This window comes from Novosphingobium sp. BL-S-33 (genome assembly GCF_056857025.1).
Map to the genome: position 1 here is coordinate 3,365,870 of NZ_CM166474.1, position 18,727 is coordinate 3,384,596.

General features: G+C 65.4%; 15 protein-coding genes and 1 pseudogene. 10 read left to right on the forward strand and 6 right to left on the reverse strand.

Annotation, left to right across the window (positions count from 1 at the left end; all coding sequences use genetic code 11):
- The first annotated feature begins 45 nt into the window (after nt 1-45).
- Nucleotides 46-2,385 carry an arylsulfatase gene (locus tag AC1VVM_RS15565; RefSeq protein ID WP_482955456.1) on the forward strand — a complete coding sequence of 780 codons (2,340 nt, stop codon included), beginning with the start codon at nt 46-48 and terminating at the stop codon, nt 2,383-2,385.
- A gap of 206 nt (nt 2,386-2,591) precedes the next feature.
- Here AC1VVM_RS15565 and AC1VVM_RS15570 read toward each other — a convergent pair whose 3' ends face one another.
- Both AC1VVM_RS15570 and AC1VVM_RS15575 read right to left on the reverse strand, forming a co-directional pair.
- The gene (locus AC1VVM_RS15570; RefSeq protein WP_482904547.1) at nt 2,592-3,092 is read right to left on the reverse strand and encodes a nuclear transport factor 2 family protein; all 501 of its coding nucleotides are present in this window, start codon (nt 3,090-3,092) and stop codon (nt 2,592-2,594) included.
- 30 nt (nt 3,093-3,122) lie between these two features.
- The gene (locus AC1VVM_RS15575) at nt 3,123-4,301 is read right to left on the reverse strand and encodes an FAS1-like dehydratase domain-containing protein (RefSeq protein WP_482955457.1); all 1,179 of its coding nucleotides are present in this window, start codon (nt 4,299-4,301) and stop codon (nt 3,123-3,125) included.
- Nucleotides 4,302-4,560: 259 nt separating this feature from the next.
- On the opposite strand from AC1VVM_RS15575, the gene AC1VVM_RS15580 reads away from it, so the two are divergent.
- From AC1VVM_RS15580 to AC1VVM_RS15600, 5 genes are all read left to right on the forward strand, one after another.
- Nucleotides 4,561-5,355 (forward strand): SDR family oxidoreductase, encoded by a 795-nt coding sequence (locus AC1VVM_RS15580; protein WP_482904549.1) that lies wholly within the window; start codon nt 4,561-4,563, stop codon nt 5,353-5,355.
- Between the two features lie 300 nt (nt 5,356-5,655).
- A complete protein-coding gene (locus tag AC1VVM_RS15585; protein WP_482955458.1) occupies nt 5,656-6,234 on the forward strand; it encodes an HD domain-containing protein in 579 nt (192 codons plus the stop codon).
- Between the two features lie 265 nt (nt 6,235-6,499).
- Entirely contained in the window at nt 6,500-8,254 is a 1,755-nt protein-coding gene (locus AC1VVM_RS15590; protein WP_482955459.1) for a chloride channel protein, read from the forward strand.
- A gap of 331 nt (nt 8,255-8,585) precedes the next feature.
- Nucleotides 8,586-9,155, forward strand: coding sequence for a TetR/AcrR family transcriptional regulator (locus AC1VVM_RS15595; protein WP_482955460.1), 570 nt, complete (start codon nt 8,586-8,588; stop codon nt 9,153-9,155).
- Between the two features lie 24 nt (nt 9,156-9,179).
- A complete protein-coding gene (locus AC1VVM_RS15600; protein ID WP_482955461.1) occupies nt 9,180-10,487 on the forward strand; it encodes a glycoside hydrolase family 1 protein in 1,308 nt (435 codons plus the stop codon).
- A 275-nt stretch (nt 10,488-10,762) separates the two neighbouring features.
- Here AC1VVM_RS15600 and AC1VVM_RS15605 read toward each other — a convergent pair whose 3' ends face one another.
- Together AC1VVM_RS15605 and AC1VVM_RS15610 are read right to left on the reverse strand one after the other, a co-directional pair.
- The gene (locus AC1VVM_RS15605; protein WP_132386464.1) at nt 10,763-11,512 is read right to left on the reverse strand and encodes an SDR family NAD(P)-dependent oxidoreductase; all 750 of its coding nucleotides are present in this window, start codon (nt 11,510-11,512) and stop codon (nt 10,763-10,765) included.
- Nucleotides 11,513-11,561: 49 nt separating this feature from the next.
- Nucleotides 11,562-13,472 (reverse strand): CocE/NonD family hydrolase, encoded by a 1,911-nt coding sequence (locus tag AC1VVM_RS15610; RefSeq protein ID WP_482904554.1) that lies wholly within the window; start codon nt 13,470-13,472, stop codon nt 11,562-11,564.
- Between the two features lie 265 nt (nt 13,473-13,737).
- On the opposite strand from AC1VVM_RS15610, the gene AC1VVM_RS15615 reads away from it, so the two are divergent.
- Both AC1VVM_RS15615 and AC1VVM_RS15620 read left to right on the forward strand, forming a co-directional pair.
- Nucleotides 13,738-14,658 (forward strand): IS30 family transposase, encoded by a 921-nt coding sequence (locus AC1VVM_RS15615; protein ID WP_482955462.1) that lies wholly within the window; start codon nt 13,738-13,740, stop codon nt 14,656-14,658.
- Nucleotides 14,633-14,830, forward strand: a pseudogene (locus AC1VVM_RS15620) (helix-turn-helix domain-containing protein); the annotation flags it as partial. The gene AC1VVM_RS15615 and the pseudogene AC1VVM_RS15620, both read left to right, overlap by 26 nt.
- 71 nt (nt 14,831-14,901) lie before the next feature.
- On the opposite strand, the gene istB reads toward AC1VVM_RS15620, so the two are convergent.
- Nucleotides 14,902-15,771, reverse strand: a complete 870-nt coding sequence (istB, locus tag AC1VVM_RS15625) for an IS21-like element helper ATPase IstB (protein WP_482955270.1) — start codon at nt 15,769-15,771, stop codon at nt 14,902-14,904.
- Entirely contained in the window at nt 15,768-17,273 is a 1,506-nt protein-coding gene (gene istA / locus AC1VVM_RS15630) for an IS21 family transposase (RefSeq protein ID WP_482955271.1), read from the reverse strand. Before istA ends, istB begins: the two co-directional genes overlap by 4 nt.
- Between istA and AC1VVM_RS15635 the strand changes: the two genes are divergently transcribed.
- Nucleotides 17,247-18,272 (forward strand): IS30 family transposase, encoded by a 1,026-nt coding sequence (locus AC1VVM_RS15635; protein WP_482955463.1) that lies wholly within the window; start codon nt 17,247-17,249, stop codon nt 18,270-18,272. The genes istA and AC1VVM_RS15635 overlap by 27 nt on opposite strands.
- A 134-nt stretch (nt 18,273-18,406) precedes the next feature.
- Nucleotides 18,407-18,616: a hypothetical protein gene (locus AC1VVM_RS15640; protein WP_482904555.1), complete on the forward strand. Its 210-nt coding sequence runs from the start codon at nt 18,407-18,409 to the stop codon at nt 18,614-18,616.
- Nucleotides 18,617-18,727: the final 111 nt, after the last annotated feature.

Consider the following 18,727-nt stretch of genomic DNA (forward strand, 5'->3'; position numbering starts at 1 on the left):
CTCCGCGCGAGCCCTATCGCAAGTCCCGCTATGGGAGAGTGCGATATGAAGCGGAAATTCGGTTGGCTGATCAGCGCGGTGGCCTGCGCGGCGGCGACGGCGGCAGGAGCGCAATCTCCGCAGGCGCCGGAGCTTTCGCGCTCGGCTCTGCCGATCCCTGCCGCGCCATTCGCAGGTACCACGGCCGAGAACGTGCTCGACGCCAAGGGCGCGCCCGGCGTTCCGGTCCGCGCGCCGCAGGGCGCGCCAAACGTGTTCCTGATGATGAGCGACGACGTTGGCTTCGCGATGTCCAGCGCATTCGGTGGCCCAGTGCCCACCCCCAACTTCGAGCGGCTGGCGGCGCAAGGCGTGCGCTACAATCGGTTCCATACGACCGGCATCTGCTCGCCCAGCCGCGCCGCGCTGCTGACCGGCCGCAACCACCACAATGCCGGGGTCGGCTGGCTGAGCGACGTACCCTCGCCCTTCCCCGGCTATGGCGGGCGGATCCTGCCGGAAACCGCCACCATGGCGCAGATCCTGCGTCTGAACGGCTACAACACGGCGATGTTCGGCAAGCATCACAACCTGCCTTCCAATGAACGCAGCGAGGCCGGCCCCTTCGACGGCTGGCCGACCGGGCTCGGCTTCGAGCACTTCTTCGGCTTCATCAGCGGCGACAGCGACCAGTATTCGCCGATCCTCTACCGCGACACCCAGCGCGTGGAGGTGGAGGCGGACGAGGGCAAACTGCTCGACAGCCGGCTGGCGGACGACGTGATCCGCTGGGTTCACAACCAGAAAGCCGCCGCGCCGGACAAGCCGTTCTTCGCCTATATGGCGCCCGGCTCCACTCACGCCCCGCATCAGGCACCGCCTGAATATATTGCCCGCTTCAAGGGCAAGTTCGATCAGGGTTGGGACGTGCAGCGCGAACAGACATGGCGTCGCCAATTGGCCATGGGGATCCTGCCCAAGGGCACCCAGCTGACTACGCGCCCCGCCGAAATTCCCGCGTGGGACAGCCTCACCCCCGGCCAGAAGGCTTTCGCCGCGCGCACGATGGAAGTCGCCGCCGCGCAGCTGGCCTATCAGGACGAGCAGATTGGCCGGGTGCTGGACGAATTGCAGCGCATGGGCGCGCTCGACAACACGCTCGTCGCACTGGTGGTCGGCGACAACGGCGCCAGCGCGGAAGCCGGTCCGAAGGGCACGATCAACGAACTGCGCTCGATGGGCAAGCACGACGAGAGCGAGGCCTGGATGCAGGCCAATATCGACAAGCTCGGCGGCCCGATGACCTACGAGAGCTACCCCGCCGGCTGGTCTTGGGCGATGAACACACCGCTGCGCTGGACCAAGCAATATGCCTCGTTCCTCGGCGGCATCCGCAATGGCATGATCCTGTCGTGGAAAGGTCATGTCGCCCATCCCGGCACTGTCTGCAGCGAGTTCTCCCACCTTGTCGACATCGTGCCGACCGTGCTCGACGCCGCGCATCTGCCTGCGCCTCAAAGCGTCTACGGCGTGACCCAGAAGCCGCTGGACGGGGAGAGCCTGCTGGCCAGCCTGTCCTCCTGCGACGCCGCGAAACCGCGCACCCAGTACTTCGAGATCGGCGGCAAGGTCGGGCTATACCACGACGGCTGGTTCCTCTCCGGAGACGATGGTCGCCTCGCCTGGGAGAACCTGCCACCGGGCGGAGCGCGACCGACGATGCAGTGGTCGCTCTACGATCTGAGCCGGGATTTCTCCCAGTCCACAGATCTTGCCGCGAAGGAGCCTGCGCGGCTTCAGGCTATGCTCGATCTGTGGAAGCAGGAAGCCGCGCGCAACAACGTCTTCCCTCTCGACCACCGCTTCGCCATGGCCCGCGGCGCGGCGGCGATGCGCGGCAGCGGCAGGAAGCATTTCGATTTCTGGGGCAAGGACATCAGCCTCCCCGCGAACAGCGAGCCGGTGCCGTTCGCCCGCAGTTTCACGCTGAATGCGGACCTGAAACTCGATACCGGCACGGCCTCGGGCGCGGTCGTGGCGTTCGGCAGCCGGTTCGGGGGATGGAGCCTCTATCTCGACAAGGGGCGCCCCGCCTTCGTCGCCGCGCGATCGACCGATCCCGACGAACTCACCCGCGTAGTGGGCGACCGCGCGCTGCCGCAGGGGGCCGTCACCCTCACCATGCGCTTTGCGGTCGAGGCTCTGGGCGGCCCGGCCACCGTGACGCTGAGCGTCAACGGAAGTGAACTGGCGAAAGTCCATCTGCCGACGTCGATGCTGATGGCGGCTGGCAATGGCGAAACGCTGGATATCGGCCGCGATCTCGGCGTGCCGGTTACCGACTACCAGACCCCGCATGGCCGGATCGAGGGCGATATTCCCCACGTCATTCTCGACTTCGACTGAACCGGTTTTGCGTTGGCGGCGTGGGTAGGTTCGAATGGCCGCCCCAAAAAAAGCGCGTAAAACCTAACCCCACCTCCGTCATCCCCGCGAAGGCGGGGATCCCGCTTTTCTTGCGCGCGAACGAGAGGTTTCAAGAAAGCGGGGCCCTCGCCTTCGCGGGGGCGACGAAATAGTGGGGCTGAAGCGGGGGGTACATTGATCCCACCCTACGGTTTCAACAGGCCGATATTCCCAGCCTCCGCCTCCTTGTGGAGCGCGACGAGGTCGAGCTTGAATTCAAGATCCTCGCTCGGCGTCTGCACGCGCGGGTTGCCGGTCCAGTAGATCACCCGGCACGTGCGCTGGGCGATCCGCCAACCCTGTTCGGTGCGGATGAGTTCGTCGTCGTAGTACCCGCTGCCGTCCCAGACCGGCGGCTCACCGGCGGCATGGCGGATGAGCCGCCACTGCCCATACGTCATCGAAAACGCGCGGTCTCCCTCGACCCGGACAAGGTGATTGCTCATCACATGCTGGGTCGCGTCGAACAGTGCATGAAAGGCACCGAACGCGTCCTTGAAGGCACCTAACGCGTCCCAGCACGAACCCGGGCCGTAATCGACCGCACAATCGGGGGTAAAAATGCGGTCGAACAGAGACCAGCGCCGGGTGTCCATGGCGAGCCCGTAGAGGTTCAGCAGTTCGACAATGTCCTCACGGTCCGCCATGGCACTCTCCTCTCTTTCAGAGCAGCCCTATTAAAGAGGCAGCGAAACCGTCGCGGTGCCTTTGAGGATCGTCGCCCCGTCCTGCGTGGACATCCGGGTTTCGACCGTGACCACCGGCATGCCGAATTCGCTGGTCTCCTGCTTGTCGGTCACGGTGGCGTCCACGTAGGTCACGTCGCCCTCGAAAGCGGGGCTGCGGAACTGCGTTTTCGAGTGCCAGATATAGCCCTCGTGCCCAGCCCAGTAGGCCACCGTGTCGAGGTGCCAGGCATTCATCGACGAGCCATAGCCATAGGCCCCGCCCATGCCGACTTTCTCGGCCTTCTCGGGATTGATGTGGCCCGAGCTGGGGCCATGGAACAGGCCGTCGGCCTGACGCGGATCGATTTTGCGCGCCTCGAAATCGTAGGTCATGTCGCCGCCGAAGCCGGCGTCTTCCTGCGCCGGATCGTACATGCCCTCAGGCACGTTCCAGCGCCAGGTGCCCCAGATGTTCTGCCGATGCGCGCGGCATTCGAGCGCGAACGTCACGCGGCTGTGCGGGCCGATCACGCGGCGCGGCAAGGCATCGCCGACGTTCACGTCCTTCCAGCGCGGCGAAATCCCCTCGCGGTTCGAGCGGATCCAGTCCAGCCGCAGCTTCGCCACTTCATCCAGCTCGGCCTTGGTCCAGAGCTTCGGCGCGCGGTTTTCCTTGTCGTAGACCTTGCGCTTGTTGGCCTCCTCCACAAGGTAACGGATCGAGGTCGCGCGCTCCTTGGCCACCAGCGCGCCGTGCTGGTTGCGGTGCACGGTATCGCCGTCCGCAAACATCGTCGGGCCCGCAAAACCCGTCTCGGCAATGCGATAGCCCGCGAACGTGCGCTCCTGCACCAGCTTGTCGCCGGGGCGGACGGGATTGCCGTAGAACCACCATTCCTCCCCCGCGAAGATCAGGTGAGAGCCCGGAATCTTGCCGACGCAGGACGGGTGGCAACCGTGGCCATAGTCCATCGCCACGGTAAAGCTCTGCGGCGCGACGATGCCGCCGAACTTGCTGGCGCGGGCGAAATTCTCGTCCCAGTGCAAGGGGTTGGCATAGTCCATCGCCTGTGCCCAGCGGCGGATGTCGGTCGCGTTGCAGGGGTCCCAGAACTCCGCGAAGATAACGGGCTTGCCCACCCACTTGTCGACGTCGCTGGTGTCGAGCACCACATCCCCTTCGGCCATTTCGCTCTCCGCTCGTTATTTTCCGGGCCGGCTCTTGCGCGGCCCTTTCCCGCACGGGTCTTCCACCGAGGCCCCGCGCTCGCCTGTCCGAAGGTGCAGCGCCATCGGCAATCGATGCAAGCCGCACGCGCCGCAGGTCCCCCATTGCGCTGGAGCGATACTTGGCGCCCACGCGCATTCCCCCGCGCACCGCCGGGCCGAAGTGCGCTAGCCCGTGGGCAAACACGAACAGACACGAATCGCGGGAGAATCCGTCGCCATGAAGATCGACACCACCTTGGCCGCCGTCGTTACCGGCGGCGCATCGGGCCTCGGCCGCGCCAGCGCGCAGGCCCTTGCCGACGCGGGCGTGAAGGTTGCCGTGTTCGACATCAGCGAGGAAGCGGGCGAGGCTTTCGCGGCCGAAATCGGCGGCGTGTTCTGCAAGGTCAACATCCTGGACGAGGAAAGCGTGGAGGCCGGCTTCGCCAAGGCCCGCGCCGCCCATGGGCAGGAGCGGATCGTGGTGCACTGCGCGGTCGTCGCGGGCGGCGGCAAGACCGTCTCGTTCGACAAGGCCACCGGCGCCTACAAGCGCGCGCCCACCGAGCAGATCGCCAAATCTGCCGAAGGCATCTTCACCGCCTCCTACCGCGTCGCCTCGATCGCCGCCCTGGGCATGGCCAATGCCGATCCGCTGAACGAGGACGGCGAGCGCGGCTCCATCATCCTGACCTCTTCCGCCGCATCGCAGGACGGGCAGATCGGCCAAGTCGCCTATGGCGGCGGCAAGGGCGCGGTGAACGCCATGGTCCTGCCGATGGCCCGCGACCTCATGGACCTTGGCATCCGCGTCAACGCCATCCTGCCGGGCACTTTCGCCACGCCGCCGATGCTTCGGGTGAAGGAAATGAACGAGGCGGTCTACGAAGGCCTCGGCAAGGCCGTGCCCTTCCCCAAGCGGCTGGGCAATCCCGAGGAATTCGCCTCGCTGGTGATGGAACTGGCGCGCAATACGTACTTCAACGGGCAGTGCATCCGCCTCGACGGCGGCATTCGCATGCCGCCGAAGTAAGCTTCGGTCAGGTTGGCCAAGCTCGGGCTTTCCAACCATCACACCGTCGCCCCCGCGAAGGCGGGGGCCCCGCTTTTCTTCAGTTCATGCGTCTCTGCGTGCTGAAAAAGAAGAAGCGGGATCCCCGCCTTCGCGGGGATGACGAGGTTTTGGGGTGAGGGTTTGGGCTTAAGGACTTGGCGTGACCGGTTTGGGTCGAGTGGATTTGAGTTGCACAGCCCGCCCTCCCCGCTTGAGAATCGCCAGCCAAGCCTCCAAGGCGGCCCGCAACGACGGTCGGTCGCAATGGAGGCAAGGGCAATGCAGAACGTCATCGACTTCGTGATGGAGCTGGACCGGCTCAAGGCGGTGACGCGCAAGGTGATGCCCGTCGGCCTCGACCGTTACGAGAACTCGGCCGAGCATAGCTGGCAGATCGCGCTCTTCGCGGTGGCGCTGGCGCCTTATGCCGCGGGCACGCCGGACATCGGCCGGGTCATGGCGATGCTGCTGGTGCACGACATCGGCGAGATCGAGACCGGCGACGTCATGGTCTTCTTCGAGGAAGGACTGGCCGAGCGCAAGGCGGCCGAACGCGCCGCCATCGACCGCATCTTCGGCATGCTCCCCGATCCCGAAGCCGACTACTTACGCGGCCTCTGGATCGAGTTCGAGGAAGAACAGACCGTCGAGGCTCGCTTCGCCCACGCCATCGATCGCGCCATGCCGGCGCTGCTGAACTTGCGCAATGAAGGTCAGAGCTGGCGCGAGAACGCGATCAGCCACGAGCGGGTGGTGAAGCGGCTGAAAGCGCAGATCAGCCTCGGCGCACCGGCGCTTTGGGATTATCTCGAAGGCGAGCTGGCGGCGGCGGATGCCAAAGGATGGTTCGGGGCTTAACTTCTCTCATTCCTCCCCTGCAAGGGGAGGTGGCAGCGCGCAGCGCTGACGGAGGGGTGTAACCGCTTCAGTCGCGCACAACCCAGAGGATGAAGCCGCTCCTGCGACCGACTCAAGCTGGGCAGATCCTTCGACAAGCTCAGGATGAGCGGAGTGTGGTAGCGGTGCCGGGCAAGACCGTCAGATCGAGCCCTCTCCCCAAAATCCTCCGTTTCCCCCAAGACCCGCCTTGACTCCCCCACGCCCGGAGGCTCAATCGGCTTCGATGCGAAGACCAGCCGTTAACGCGCTGAAAGCCCTTATCGTGCGCCAGCGCCGGCGGCTGCGCGAGAGCGAACTGGCCTTCATTTTGCTCGCCGTCCTTGCGGGGATCGCGGCGGGCTGGCTGACGAACCTCCAGAGCTTCCTCGCCCACGCTATCCAACAGGTTCTTTACGGCGTCACCGGCAACCGCCTGAGCGCCATCGGCGAAATCCGCCATCCGATAAGGCTGCTGGCGCTCCCCTTCGGCGGGCTGCTGCTGGTCGGCATCGCCTATCTGCTGCGCCATCGCCGCCGCGCGCCGATCGACGTGGTCGAGGGCAATGCCCTCCACAGCGGGCGCATTCCCTTCATCGACAACCTCATCATCTCCGCCCAGACCATCGTTTCCAACGGCGCGGGAGCCTCGGTAGGGCTGGAGGCCGCCTATGCGCAGATGGGCGGCGGCGTCGCCTCGGTGCTGGGCCAGTGGTTCAAGCTGCGCCGCGCGGACATGCGCACGCTGGTCGGCGCGGGCGCGGGCGCGGCGGTGGGTGCGGCGTTCGGCGCGCCGCTGGCGGGCGCGTTCTACGCGTTCGAGATCGTGATCGGCACCTATACCCCGGCGGCCATCGCCCCGGTCATTGCCGCCGCGCTGGGCGCGGCCTTCATCACCCGCCAGCTCGGCGTCGAACCCTATCTGATCGCGGCGTCGAGCCAGCTGCCGCTGACCACCGGCGATTACTTCATCTATGCCCTGCTCGGCCTGATCTGCGCGCTGGTCGGCATCCTGCTCATGCGGATGGTGACTTTCGCCGAAATGCACATCCAGCGCCTGTCCCGGATAACCCGGTGGCGGCCGCTGATCGGCGGCATGCTGCTGATGCCGCTGGCGTGGATTTCGCCGCAGTCGCTCTCGGCCGGGCACGGGGCGATGCATCTCAATCTGGCGATGCAGCCGCCGATCCAGTTCCTGCTGCTGGTGCTGGTGCTGAAGATCGCGGCATCGGTGATCTCGCTGAGCTTCGGTTTTCGCGGCGGCCTGTTCTTCGCCTCGCTGTTCCTGGGATCGCTGGTCGGCCTGATTTTCGCGGGCGCGGTGCAGATGCTGCCTTTCGGCATCCAGCTCGACCCCACGCAGGCCGCACTGGTGGGCATGAGCGGCCTTGCGGTGTCGGTGGTCGGCGGGCCGATGACGCTGGCCATGCTGATACTGGAGACCACGCACGATTTCGCGCTGATGGGCGTGGTGCTGACCGCCGCTCTGGTATCCAGCGCCTTCACGCGGGAGACGTTCGGCTACTCGTTCTCGACGTGGCGGCTGCACATCCGCGGCTCGATCATCCGCAGCCCGCGCGACATCGGCTGGATGCTCAGCCTTACGGCCGGGCGCATCATGCGCACCGACTGGGTTTCGGCCCCGGCCACGCTGTCCCTGTCCGAATTCCGCGCCCGCGTGCCGCTCGGTTCGGCCAGCAAGGCGATCCTGCTCGACGAAGAAGAGCGCTACGCCGGCCTCGTTTCCACGGCCTCGGCATGGAATCCCGAGCTTGATCCCGAGGCGGAGGTCGGCACGCTGGCGACACTCGTCGATACGTCCGTTGCGCCCGCAACCGACATCCGCGCGATGCTCAAGGCCTTCGACATGGCGGTGGCGGACGAACTGGCGGTGGTGGACGGCGTTGGCAAAGTCGTCGGCGTGGTCACCGAACGCCATGCGCGGCGGCGGTACTTCGAGGAAATCGAGGCTTCGCAGCGGGAGCTGTTTGGCGAGACGTGATGCGGTTTCACGCGGAGACGTCGCCTTACCGGGCAAGCCTCTCTGAATCCCGGATCTATCCGGCCGGACCTGAGGCACGAAATATAACACCTCGTCGTCCCCGCGCAGGCGGGGACCCCGCTTTTCTTGGCGAGCGCAGCGAAAAGGCAGCGGGAGCCCCGCCTTCGCGGGGGCGACGGAGTTGGCTGAATTACAGGCTTCCTCCGCCTGCTCTGCGTCTCAGCCTGACCTCCCCCCTCCCCACTTCGCCCCGGCGATGGCTAACGCGCCACCCTTCCCGCCTCTCGTCAATCGCCTTACCTAGCGATCACTAGGTAGCGAGAGGAAGCCCATGCGCACGCGGATGAACCGCGAGGACCGCCGCGCCGCGATCCTCGACAGCGCCATTGCCGTCATCGGCGAGCGCGGCTTTCACGGCTTCTCGATCCGCGATCTCGCCATGCGCTGCGCAATGACCGACGCCGGGCTGCTCCACCACTTCGGCTCGAAGACCGACCTGCTGCTCGCCGTGCTCGACCACCGCGACGCGCAGGATGAGGACGCCATTGCCGCGCTTTTCCCCAGAGAGGCCGAACCGCGCGACCGGGCCGAAATGCTGCGCGTGCTGGCCGCCATCGTCGCTCGCAATGCGGAGCGGCCTGAACTCGTGCGGCTCTACGCCATGCTGCGGGTGGAGGCGCTGGCTGCCGATCATCCCGCCCACGCCTATTTCATCACGCGCGACCGGCTCGCGCGGCGCCGTTTCGCCGAACTGCTCGGCCCGCTGAGCGGGACGCCCGAGCGCCTCGCCCGGCAAGTGCTGGCGGCGATGGACGGGCTGGAACTGCAATGGCTGCTGGAGGATCGCGCATTCGACCTCGTGGCGACATGGAACGAAACCGCCGACCGGCTGATCCCGTAAACCGGCGCAAACAGGGAGAGAGTAATGGATCGCAGGACGATGTTGGCCTCCGGGCTGGTAGCAAGCGCGCTTGCCACGCAGGCAGGCAAGGCAATTGCGGCAACGCCGAAAGGCTTCCCCAAAGGCTTCAAATGGGGCACCGCCAGCGCCGCGCATCAGGTGGAGGGCAACAATGCGCTGAGCGACCTCTGGCTGGTCGAACAAGTGAAGCCGACGATGTTCATGGAGCCTTCTGGCGATGCCAACAACTCCTTCGAACTCTGGCCGCGCGACCTCGATCTGGTGCAGCAGGTGGGGCTGGATACCTATCGCTTCTCGATCGAATGGGCCCGCATCGAAACGCAGCCGGGCGTGTTCTCGACCGTCATGCTCGACCACTACGCGCGGATGATAGAGGGCTGTCACGCGCGCGGGCTGACGCCGATGGTGACGTTCAACCACTTCACCCTGCCCCGCTGGTTCGCCGCGAAGGGCGGCTGGACGCAGAAGGACGCCGCCGACCTCTTCGCGCGCTATTGCGACAAGGCAGCGCGGCGGCTGGCGGCGGGCATGGGCTATGCCACCACGCTGAACGAGCCGAACATGATCCACCTGGTGGACAAGGGCCTGCCGCCGCAGATGGCCGGCATGGTGAAGGCGATGAACCAGGCGGCGGGCGCGGCCAGCGGCAGCACCAATTTCAAGAACGGCATGCTGCCAGAGCATGACGATATCCCGCTGCTGGAGGAAAACATGCTCGCCGCGCACAAGGCGGGCCGCGCCGCGATCAAGGCCGCGCGGGGCGATCTGCCGGTGGGCGTCAGCCTGACCATGAGCGACGACCAGGCTGTGGGCGCGAATTCCCAGCGCGATGCCATCCGCAAGCAGTTCTACGGCGCCTGGCTGGAACTGGCCAAGCAGGACGACTTCATCGGCGTGCAGAACTACGCCCGCGCGATCTGGAATGCGGACGGTCAGGTCCAGCCCCCCGCCGACGCGCCGCACAACCAGATGGGCACGGAAATCTACCCGGCCTCGCTGGCCGGTGCGGTGCGCTATGCCCATGAGGCGACCGGGAGGCCGGTGATGGTGACCGAACACGGCATCGGCATCGAGGACGACGCGGTGCGCGCGAAGTTCATTCCGGAATCGCTCGCCGGATTGCAGCAGGTCATTGCCGATGGCGTGCCGGTGCTGGGCTATGTCCACTGGACGCTGGCGGACAACTTCGAATGGGTGTTCGGTTTCAAGCACAAGTACGGACTGTGCTCGGTCGACCGCACGACGTTCGCGCGCACGCCCAAGCCGAGCGCGGCGGTGCTGGGGGCGATTGCGAAGCGCAACGCGGTGTAACGGGGCTGGATTGGCGCCAGTTCGTCCCGTCAGAGGCGCCCCAGTATTCCGGTGTGCTATCGAACTTACACCTCGTCGCCCCCGCGAAGGCGGGGGCCCCGCTTATCTTGAGTTCACGCAGAGACGCGGAGAGACCGGGCGGCAATCCGCCGCTCTCTCTGCGTCTCTGCGTGCCGAAAAAAGAACAAGCGGGATCCCCGCCTTCGCGGGGATGACGGGGAGATTCGGGGTGGTCTTTGGGCTGGAAAATACAGTTTTTGCCCAGACTTACCCGCTCAAGTCACCGTAAAACCGCCATCGACGGCGAGCACCTGATTGGTCACCCGCCGCGCCATCGGCGTTGCGAAGTAGAGTACGGCCGAGGCGATGTCCTCAGGCGTGCAATGCCCGAATGGCGGGGTGCGATTGCCCGGCCCCACCGGCGGCGGCCCCTCGGCATGGATCGCGCCGGGCGTGCCGACCCCGCCCGGCAGCACGGTATTCACGGTAATGCCATGCGGCGCCAGTTCGAACGCCGCGCTCGTGGTCAGCGCCGCCAGCGCGCCCTTGCTCGCCATATAGGCCGCCAGACCCTGCACGAACTGGCCGACCAGCCCGCACGAGGCGCAGTTGACCACGCGGCCGCCCTCGCCGCCTTCCACCATCGCCCGTGCCACTTCGCGGATCATCAGGAACGGCGCGCGGGCGTTGATCGCCTCGATCCGCTCCCAGTGCGCCGCCGTGCCCTCAAGCAGCATTTCGCGGTGCTGGAGCCCGGCATTGTTGACCAGCAGCCACGGCGTTCCGTGACGGGCCCTCGCCTCGGCGCAGGCGGCGACGATCGACGCCTCTTCGGCGAGATCCACCGTGATCGCATCCACGGCCGCGCCCGCTTCCACTTGCGCGCGCGAACCGGCCTCGTCGCGGTCGAGAATGACCACCCGCGCCCCGGCGGACGTCAGCACCGCGCAGATGCCCGCGCCGATCCCGCTGGCGCCGCCGGTCACGAGCGCAAGGCGCCCGGAAAGGTCGAATGGTCCGCTCATGATTGTCTCCCGGTCTCTTTTTCTGTCGACCGGGAGACAATCAGGCAGGTCAGTCCCCGGCGATCGGCAGCCAGACCGCGCTGGCTGCGTCGCCGCCATACTGCACGGTCTCGGTGGCCTTCACATAGTCCTTGGGCATCGCCTCCATGATGGAAGGCACCCACGACTGCGGGTTGCGATCATAGAGCGGGAACAGGCTGGACTGCACCTGCACCATGATCTTGTGGCCCGGCAGGAACACGTGATCGACGTTCGGCAGCGACCACTGGAAGCCGTAGCTCTTGCCCGGCTCCAGCGGCTGCGGCTTGTCGAAGCCATTGACGTAGCGGCCGCGGAAGATCTCGATCCCCACCGCAAGCTGATAGCCCGCCAGCTCCGGATTGGCCGAGTTCTCCTGCGGATAGACGTCGATCAGCTTGACCACATAGTCGCTGTCCTGCCCGGTGGTGGAAGCGTGCAGGTCCACCTTGGTTGCGCCCTTGATGTGCACCGGCTTGTCGAGCACGCCGGTAGTGTAGCTGAGCACGTCCGGACGGCCATCGACAAAGCGCTGGTCATGCACGAGCCAGGTGCGCCACTCGTCGCCCTGCATGTGGACCGGGCGCGGCAGCATAGGCACCGGCTTGGCCGGATCGGAGACATAGCTGTCGCTGCCCGCTGCCGGCTTGGCCCACGAAAGGCCGTAGTTCCCGGCAAGATAGAGCGGCGTGTAGTTACCCGCCGGCCACTTCTGCGAGACTTCCCAGCCACCCTTCGCGCCCACTGCGCCGGTCGCATAAGTCAGCACCGGCGGCGTGTCGCACTTCGGCGCATTGGTCTTGAGGTGGCAATCGAAGAACGGCTTCATGTAGTTGCGGCGGAACTGGCCGCCGGTATCGCCTTCCCACTTCAGCGGCCCCAGTTCGCGCGCTTCGTAGTTCACTTGCGAGTGGCGCCACGGGCCGATCACCAGCGACACCATGTCGTTGTTGGTGTCCTGCGGCTCCAGCGCGCGGTAGACTGCCGGGGCGCCGTAGCTGTCTTCCTGGTCCCACTGGCCGACGACCAGCATGGTCGGCACGGTCAGCTTGCGGGCGGCCAGCAGCTTGTCCACCGCCTGACCCTGCCACCAGGCGTCGTAGCTGGGGTGTTCGAGGATCTTGCGCACCACCGGCAGGTCGGTGAGGCCATAGGCCTTGGCATAGTCGAGCGCCGAACCGGCTTCGAGATAGGCCTGATATTCGTCGCCCGTACCCTTGGGCACCGCGCCGCCGCCCTTCTTGACGGTCTGGCCAAGGTCGTAATCGAAGCCGAACATGCGGAAGGCGCCGTTGTGGAACCAGTCGTCGCCCATCCAGCCGTCGACCATCGGGCTCTGCGGCACCGAAGCCTTGAGCGCCGGGTGCGGATTGATTAGCGCCATCAGCGACGTGAAGCCGAGGTAGGACGACCCGGTGATGCCCACCTTGCCGTTGCTCTCCTTCACGTTCTTCACCAGCCAGTCGATGGTGTCATAGGTGTCGGTGGCGTGATCGACCTTGGTATTGTTGAGCGGGCCGCGCAGCGGGCGGTTCATCACATAGTCGCCCTCGGACCCGTCCAGCCCGCGCACGTCCTGATAGACGCGGATATAGCCGTCGTTCACGAAGTCCGCATCGGCGACCGGCAGGATCTCCTCGATCTTCTGGCTGCGGTTGCGGCTGGTCATCTTGTCCGCATTGTAGGGCGTGCGGCTGAGCAGGATCGGCCCGTCGGTCGTACCCTTGCGCATGACGATCACGGTGTAGAGCTTCTTGCCGTCGCGCATCGGAATCATCACCACGCGGCGGATATAGTCCGCCTGCGGGCGCACCCAGTCATACGAGGCGACCTGCTCGTTCATCATGGTGTCGGTGGGAGTGGCTGCCGACAGATGCGAGGCAGCGGCGAGAGCGAGCGGCGCACATGCGAGGCCCGCGGCGATCCGAAGGTTTTTTATCATGGGCCGCATGGGTGGCGTGTGCATTTCCAGCGGTCAAGCGTGAAGGCGGGCGGGAGTGTGGAGCGGATCGATTTTGCGCGGGACAATGGTTTTCAGGGCACGACCAATCCACTTAGTGTCGAAAACAAGCCATCAAACTTCCACTCTCGTCGCCCCCGCGAAGGCGGGGGCCCGCTTTTCTTGGCCACCTCCCGCCCCGCGCAAAAGAAGAAGCGGGATCCGCCAAGTTCACAAACGAAGTGCAACACCAGGTTATGGTGTTGTCATGGGAAGAGCTTACGAACAGCTTGATCTGGAAGAGCGGTGTACGATTGCCCGTCTTCATGAAGACGGGCAATCGCTGCGCCAGATCGCGGCAGCTGTGGATCGCTCGGCATCGACGATCTCTCGGGAGCTGAAGCGCAACAGCGGCAGCACGGTGGGCTATCGGCCCGGCTATGCGCAAGAGCAGGCGCGCGCCCGGCGTTGGTCGGGCATGCGCCTCGAACGCGATCAGGCCTTGCGCGAGGGCGTGCTGGGCCGCCTCGCGGCCGGCTGGTCACCCGAGCAGATCGCCGGCCGCATGGCCCGCGAGGCCGGCGTGCGTATCATCAGTCACGAGAGCATCTATCGCTTCATCCATGCCCAGATCAGGCGGACGAACGATCGATCATGGCGCCATTATCTGCCCCGCGCCAAGGCCCGCCGTGGATGGCGCCGCAAGCCCGGCGGATCCTCGGTCCGCTTCATCGCCAAGCGCCAACCCATCGCCATGCGCCCGGACGAGGCCGCGGATCGGTCCCGGCCCGGCCACTGGGAGGCCGACTTCATGCTCTTCGCCCGATACGGCCAGGCCATCCTCGTCGCCCATGAACGCTCCTCGCGCTACACCCTGATCTGCCATCCGCCCGACCGAAAGGCCCGGCGCACCGCCGACCTGCTCGCCGCCATGCTGCGGCCCTGGCCCGCCGCCTTGCGCCAAACCCTGACCCTCGACAACGGCACCGAGTTTGCACAGCACCACAGGTTGCACCGTCTCGGCATCGATACGTTCTTCTGCGACCCCCACGCCCCATGGCAAAAGGGCGGCGTCGAAAACGCCATCGGCCGCCTCAGACGCGACCTGCCGCGCAAGACGCCAAGTTCACAAACGAAGTGCAACACCAGGTTATGGTGTTGTCATGGGAAGAGCTTACGAACAGCTTGATCTGGAAGAGCGGTGTACGATTGCCCGTCTTCATGAAGACGGGCAATCGCTGCGCCAGATCGCGGCAGCTGTGGATCGCTCGGCATCGACGATCTCTCGGGAGCTGAAGCGCAACAGCGGCAGCACGGTGGGCTATCGGCCCGGCTATGCGCAAGAGCAGGCGCGCGCCCGGCTGTAGCGCGACAAACTGGATGATGATTGCGCGTCAATCAGGATGAGAATGTGATTGTCGCAGCGCGTCGATCAGTGCCCGTTTAGATTGTCGCTGGCAAGTTCGTCGTTCTCATCCTGATTGTCGCGGATGGTCTCGAGAACCTTTGGCGTGGTGTATGCGGCGGGCCGCCCGGCACCGGTGCGTCTGGCCTGAGCGGTGCGCCGCCGGTAACTTTCGACGTTCATCTCGAAGATGGTGGCGTGGTGGACGAGCCTGTCGACAGCGGCGAGCGTCATCGCGGGATCGGGGAAGACCCTGTTCCACTCGCCGAAGGGCTGGTTGGCGGTGATCAGCAACGACCGTCGCTCGTAGCGCGCGCTGATCAACTCGAAGAGCACCGATGTCTCGGCTTGGTCGCGCGAGATGTAGGCGAAGTCGTCGAGAACCAGCAGGTGGTATTTGTCGAGCTTGGCCATCGCGGATTCGAGCGCGAGTTCGCGCCGCGCGACCTGCAGGCGTTGCACGAGGTCGGAGGTCCGGGTGAACAAAACCCTCCAGCCCCGCTCTACCAACGCCAGGCCGATAGCTGCGGCGAGGTGGGTTTTGCCGCCGCCGGGCGGACCGAACAGGATGAGGTTGGCACCTTGCTCGAGCCAACCATCGCCAGCGCACAGGGCCATGACCTGGGCCTTGGAGATCATCGGCACGGCATCGAAGGCGAAGCAGTCGAGGGTCTTGCCTGCGGGTAGATGTGCCTCTGCCAGGTGGCGTTCGATCCGACGCCGATCGCGTTCGGCAAGTTCGTGCTCGGCCAGCGCGGCGAGGAATCTGCTGGCGGGCCATCCTTCCTTGTCTGCCTGGGCGGCGAAGTCCCCCCAGATGTGCTTGATGGTGGGCAAGCGCAGTTCGTTGAGCATGAGGCTGAGACGCTGTGCATCAATCATGGGAGTTGCGTTCATGCGGCTTCTCCCTGTTCGATAAGTCCGTCGTAGATCGAGAGCGGCACCAGTTCGACCACGACTTCGGGCAGATCGGCAGGGTCCGGACAGAACCGGGCCCGCAAGGTTGTCAGGCACGGCGTTCGGCGCGCCGCCAGGTCCTCGGTCAGGAGCCCCGCGAGTTCGGCCTCGCATGCACGCTCGTGAGCCATGGCCAGAAGTTCGACGGTGGTGCGGCAGGCTTCCCGCTCGCCCTGAAATTCCAGCAGGTGGTCGAACATCAGGCGATAGGCCTCTCGCGGGAACAGGCTATCGCGATAGACCAGCCCTAACAGTGCCATGGGCTTACGGCGCAGGGAATGGATCACGTGCCGGTAATCAACAACGTGGCCGTGCTTCCCGTTCATGCCTGCGCGTCCGCGCGGCAGGGTCATGAGTCTCGTGCCGCCGATGAAGAGGTCGAGGCGGTCATCATAAAGGCGAGCCCGCAAACGGTGCCCGATCAGGCGGGATGGGACCGTGTAGAACACCTTGCGCAACGTGAAGCCGCCCGAGGATGTGACCGTCACGAGGATCTCCTCGTAGTCGGTGGTGCGCACGTCCGGCAGCGGCTGCAGGAACTTGCGTTCGGCATCGATCCCGGGGCCGTGCCGCCGGTTGCGCGCATTCACGACCTCGTCGATGAAGCGGCGATAGTCGGCAAGGTCGGAGAAGTCGGCGCTCCCGCGCAGCAGCAGCGCATCCCTAATGGCAGCCTTGATATGGCCATGGGCACTTTCGATCGCGCCGTTCTCATGGGCAACGCCCCGGTTGTTCCTCGTGGGCTCCATTCCATAATGGTCACAGAGCGCGTCATAACGCTTGGTCAGGTCGACCCTGGCATCCGCGTCCAGATTGCGGAAGGCGGCCGAGAGGCTGTCGGTACGATGAAGCTTCGGCGCGCCGCCTGCGGACCAGAGCGCGTTCTGCAGCCCTTCGGCCAAGGCGACAAAGCTCTCGCCGCCCAGGATGATGTGCCCGTGTTCGAAGCCGCCACATGGAAGCCGGAAGTGATAGAGCAGATGGTCCAGGGGCTGTCCGGCGATGGAAACTCCCAGATCGTCCATGCACGTAAAATCGGACAGGCCGAGCCGCCCGGCCTCGTGCACTTGCCGGAAAATGACTTCGCGATCTTGCCCGTTGACGGCGCGCCAGTCGCGAATGCGCCTCTCCAGGGTTCGCCGGGAGCCGAACTCCGTCTCGGGATATCGGCGCCGCAGCTCCTCGAAGATCGCTATGGGCCGAAGGCCCGGGGCAGCCTCTAACATCGGCACGACAACTTCATCGAAAATACCGGCAAGGGGATCGGGTCGGCGCCGGCTGCGCGGTGTTTGCCGCTGCGATGGCAGCTGGGTGGCCTGCAGAACCCGATAGCCCGTCGCCGGACTGAACCCGGCCTTCGCCGCCGCCAAGGCGACGGGGTCATAACGTCTGTTGGTCATGAAAAGTCTCACTTGATGATCGTTGATGTGTCGGCCGGCCACACGTCAGGTCCTCCTCCCCGGAAAACCCGATGCATAGCGGCCACCACGACCATCACAGGCACCCGGCAAAGAGTGCCTCCGGTGTGTCGGGACCGGCTACGGGCTACGCCCTACGCCGATCCCGACACACCGGATTCTCATCTTGATTGTCGCGCTTTCTCGTCCAGATCGCCGCGCAACACCCGGCGTTGGTCGGGCATGCGCCTCGAACGCGATCAGGCCTTGCGCGAGGGCGTGCTGGGCCGCCTCGCGGCCGGCTGGTCACCCGAGCAGATCGCCGGCCGCATGGCCCGCGAGGCCGGCGTGCGTATCATCAGTCACGAGAGCATCTATCGCTTCATCCATGCCCAGATCAGGCGGACGAACGATCGATCATGGCGCCATTATCTGCCCCGCGCCAAGGCCCGCCGCGGATGGCGCCGCAAGCCCGGCGGATCCTCGGTCCGCTTCATCGCCAAGCGCCAACCCATCGCCATGCGCCCGGACGAGGCCGCGGATCGGTCCCGGCCCGGCCACTGGGAGGCCGACTTCATGCTCTTCGCCCGATACGGCCAGGCCATCCTCGTCGCCCATGAACGCTCCTCGCGCTACACCCTGATCTGCCATCCGCCCGACCGAAAGGCCCGGCGCACCGCCGACCTGCTCGCCGCCATGCTGCGGCCCTGGCCCGCCGCCTTGCGCCAAACCCTGACCCTCGACAACGGCACCGAGTTTGCACAGCACCACAGGTTGCACCGTCTCGGCATCGATACGTTCTTCTGCGACCCCCACGCCCCATGGCAAAAGGGCGGCGTCGAAAACGCCATCGGCCGCCTCAGACGCGACCTGCCGCGCAAGACCAACATCGAGGATCTCTCGCCTGCCCACTTTGAGGACATCATCCAACGCTACAACAATACACCGCGAAAATGCCTCGACTTCAAAACACCCGCCGAGGCATGCTCTCTTCAACCGTTGCACTTCGAATGTGAATCCACATCCCCGCCTACGCGGGGATGACGAATTTTAATGGCATACACAGCGTGCCGATTACCAACTGTTCACAATCTAATGTCATGGAATTCGCTTTTTCCCGCCCTATTGATTGCATAGTCTTTGCAAAGACATGATTGGTGGCCCGGCGGAGAAGATTCATGGCATTTCCCGATGTCGCGCAAAGGAACAGGCGCCTGCTTCGGGTGACCGCGCTAGTCATCGTCACGCTCATGCTGGTTGCAGTGAACCGGGCAACCGGCGAGAAACTGCCCATCGACCCGACGCTGAGCGACATGGGCATCCTGAAACAGCTTGCCTTCTATGGCGCGGTACTCGGCTTCATCGCGATATCCCGCAAAAGGACATAGCCCGCGGGCGCAAGCGGCTCCCGGAACGCCATTCGGCGTCCCAATCACAATGAAGCAGGCATGGCGTGCATTATTTTCGCCGGGTGATAGGTCCAGTCAGGCAACCGACAG

What these genes read in the sequence shown, in the direction of transcription:
- AC1VVM_RS15590 (WP_482955459.1), top strand. Translation starts at nt 6,500, where the DNA reads ATGCGAAGACCAGCCGTTAACGCGCTGAAAGCCCTTATCGTGCGCCAG.
- AC1VVM_RS15580 (WP_482904549.1), top strand. Translation starts at nt 4,561, where the DNA reads ATGAAGATCGACACCACCTTGGCCGCCGTCGTTACCGGCGGCGCATCG.
- AC1VVM_RS15610 (WP_482904554.1), bottom strand. Translation starts at nt 13,472, where the DNA reads ATGATAAAAAACCTTCGGATCGCCGCGGGCCTCGCATGTGCGCCGCTC.
- AC1VVM_RS15570 (WP_482904547.1), bottom strand. Translation starts at nt 3,092, where the DNA reads ATGGCGGACCGTGAGGACATTGTCGAACTGCTGAACCTCTACGGGCTC.
- AC1VVM_RS15575 (WP_482955457.1), bottom strand. Translation starts at nt 4,301, where the DNA reads ATGGCCGAAGGGGATGTGGTGCTCGACACCAGCGACGTCGACAAGTGG.
- istB (WP_482955270.1), bottom strand. Translation starts at nt 15,771, where the DNA reads ATGAACGCAACTCCCATGATTGATGCACAGCGTCTCAGCCTCATGCTC.
- AC1VVM_RS15605 (WP_132386464.1), bottom strand. Translation starts at nt 11,512, where the DNA reads ATGAGCGGACCATTCGACCTTTCCGGGCGCCTTGCGCTCGTGACCGGC.
- AC1VVM_RS15615 (WP_482955462.1), top strand. Translation starts at nt 13,738, where the DNA reads ATGGGAAGAGCTTACGAACAGCTTGATCTGGAAGAGCGGTGTACGATT.
- AC1VVM_RS15635 (WP_482955463.1), top strand. Translation starts at nt 17,247, where the DNA reads ATGATCGTTGATGTGTCGGCCGGCCACACGTCAGGTCCTCCTCCCCGG.
- AC1VVM_RS15585 (WP_482955458.1), top strand. Translation starts at nt 5,656, where the DNA reads ATGCAGAACGTCATCGACTTCGTGATGGAGCTGGACCGGCTCAAGGCG.
- AC1VVM_RS15640 (WP_482904555.1), top strand. Translation starts at nt 18,407, where the DNA reads ATGGCATTTCCCGATGTCGCGCAAAGGAACAGGCGCCTGCTTCGGGTG.
- AC1VVM_RS15600 (WP_482955461.1), top strand. Translation starts at nt 9,180, where the DNA reads ATGGATCGCAGGACGATGTTGGCCTCCGGGCTGGTAGCAAGCGCGCTT.
- AC1VVM_RS15565 (WP_482955456.1), top strand. Translation starts at nt 46, where the DNA reads ATGAAGCGGAAATTCGGTTGGCTGATCAGCGCGGTGGCCTGCGCGGCG.
- AC1VVM_RS15595 (WP_482955460.1), top strand. Translation starts at nt 8,586, where the DNA reads ATGCGCACGCGGATGAACCGCGAGGACCGCCGCGCCGCGATCCTCGAC.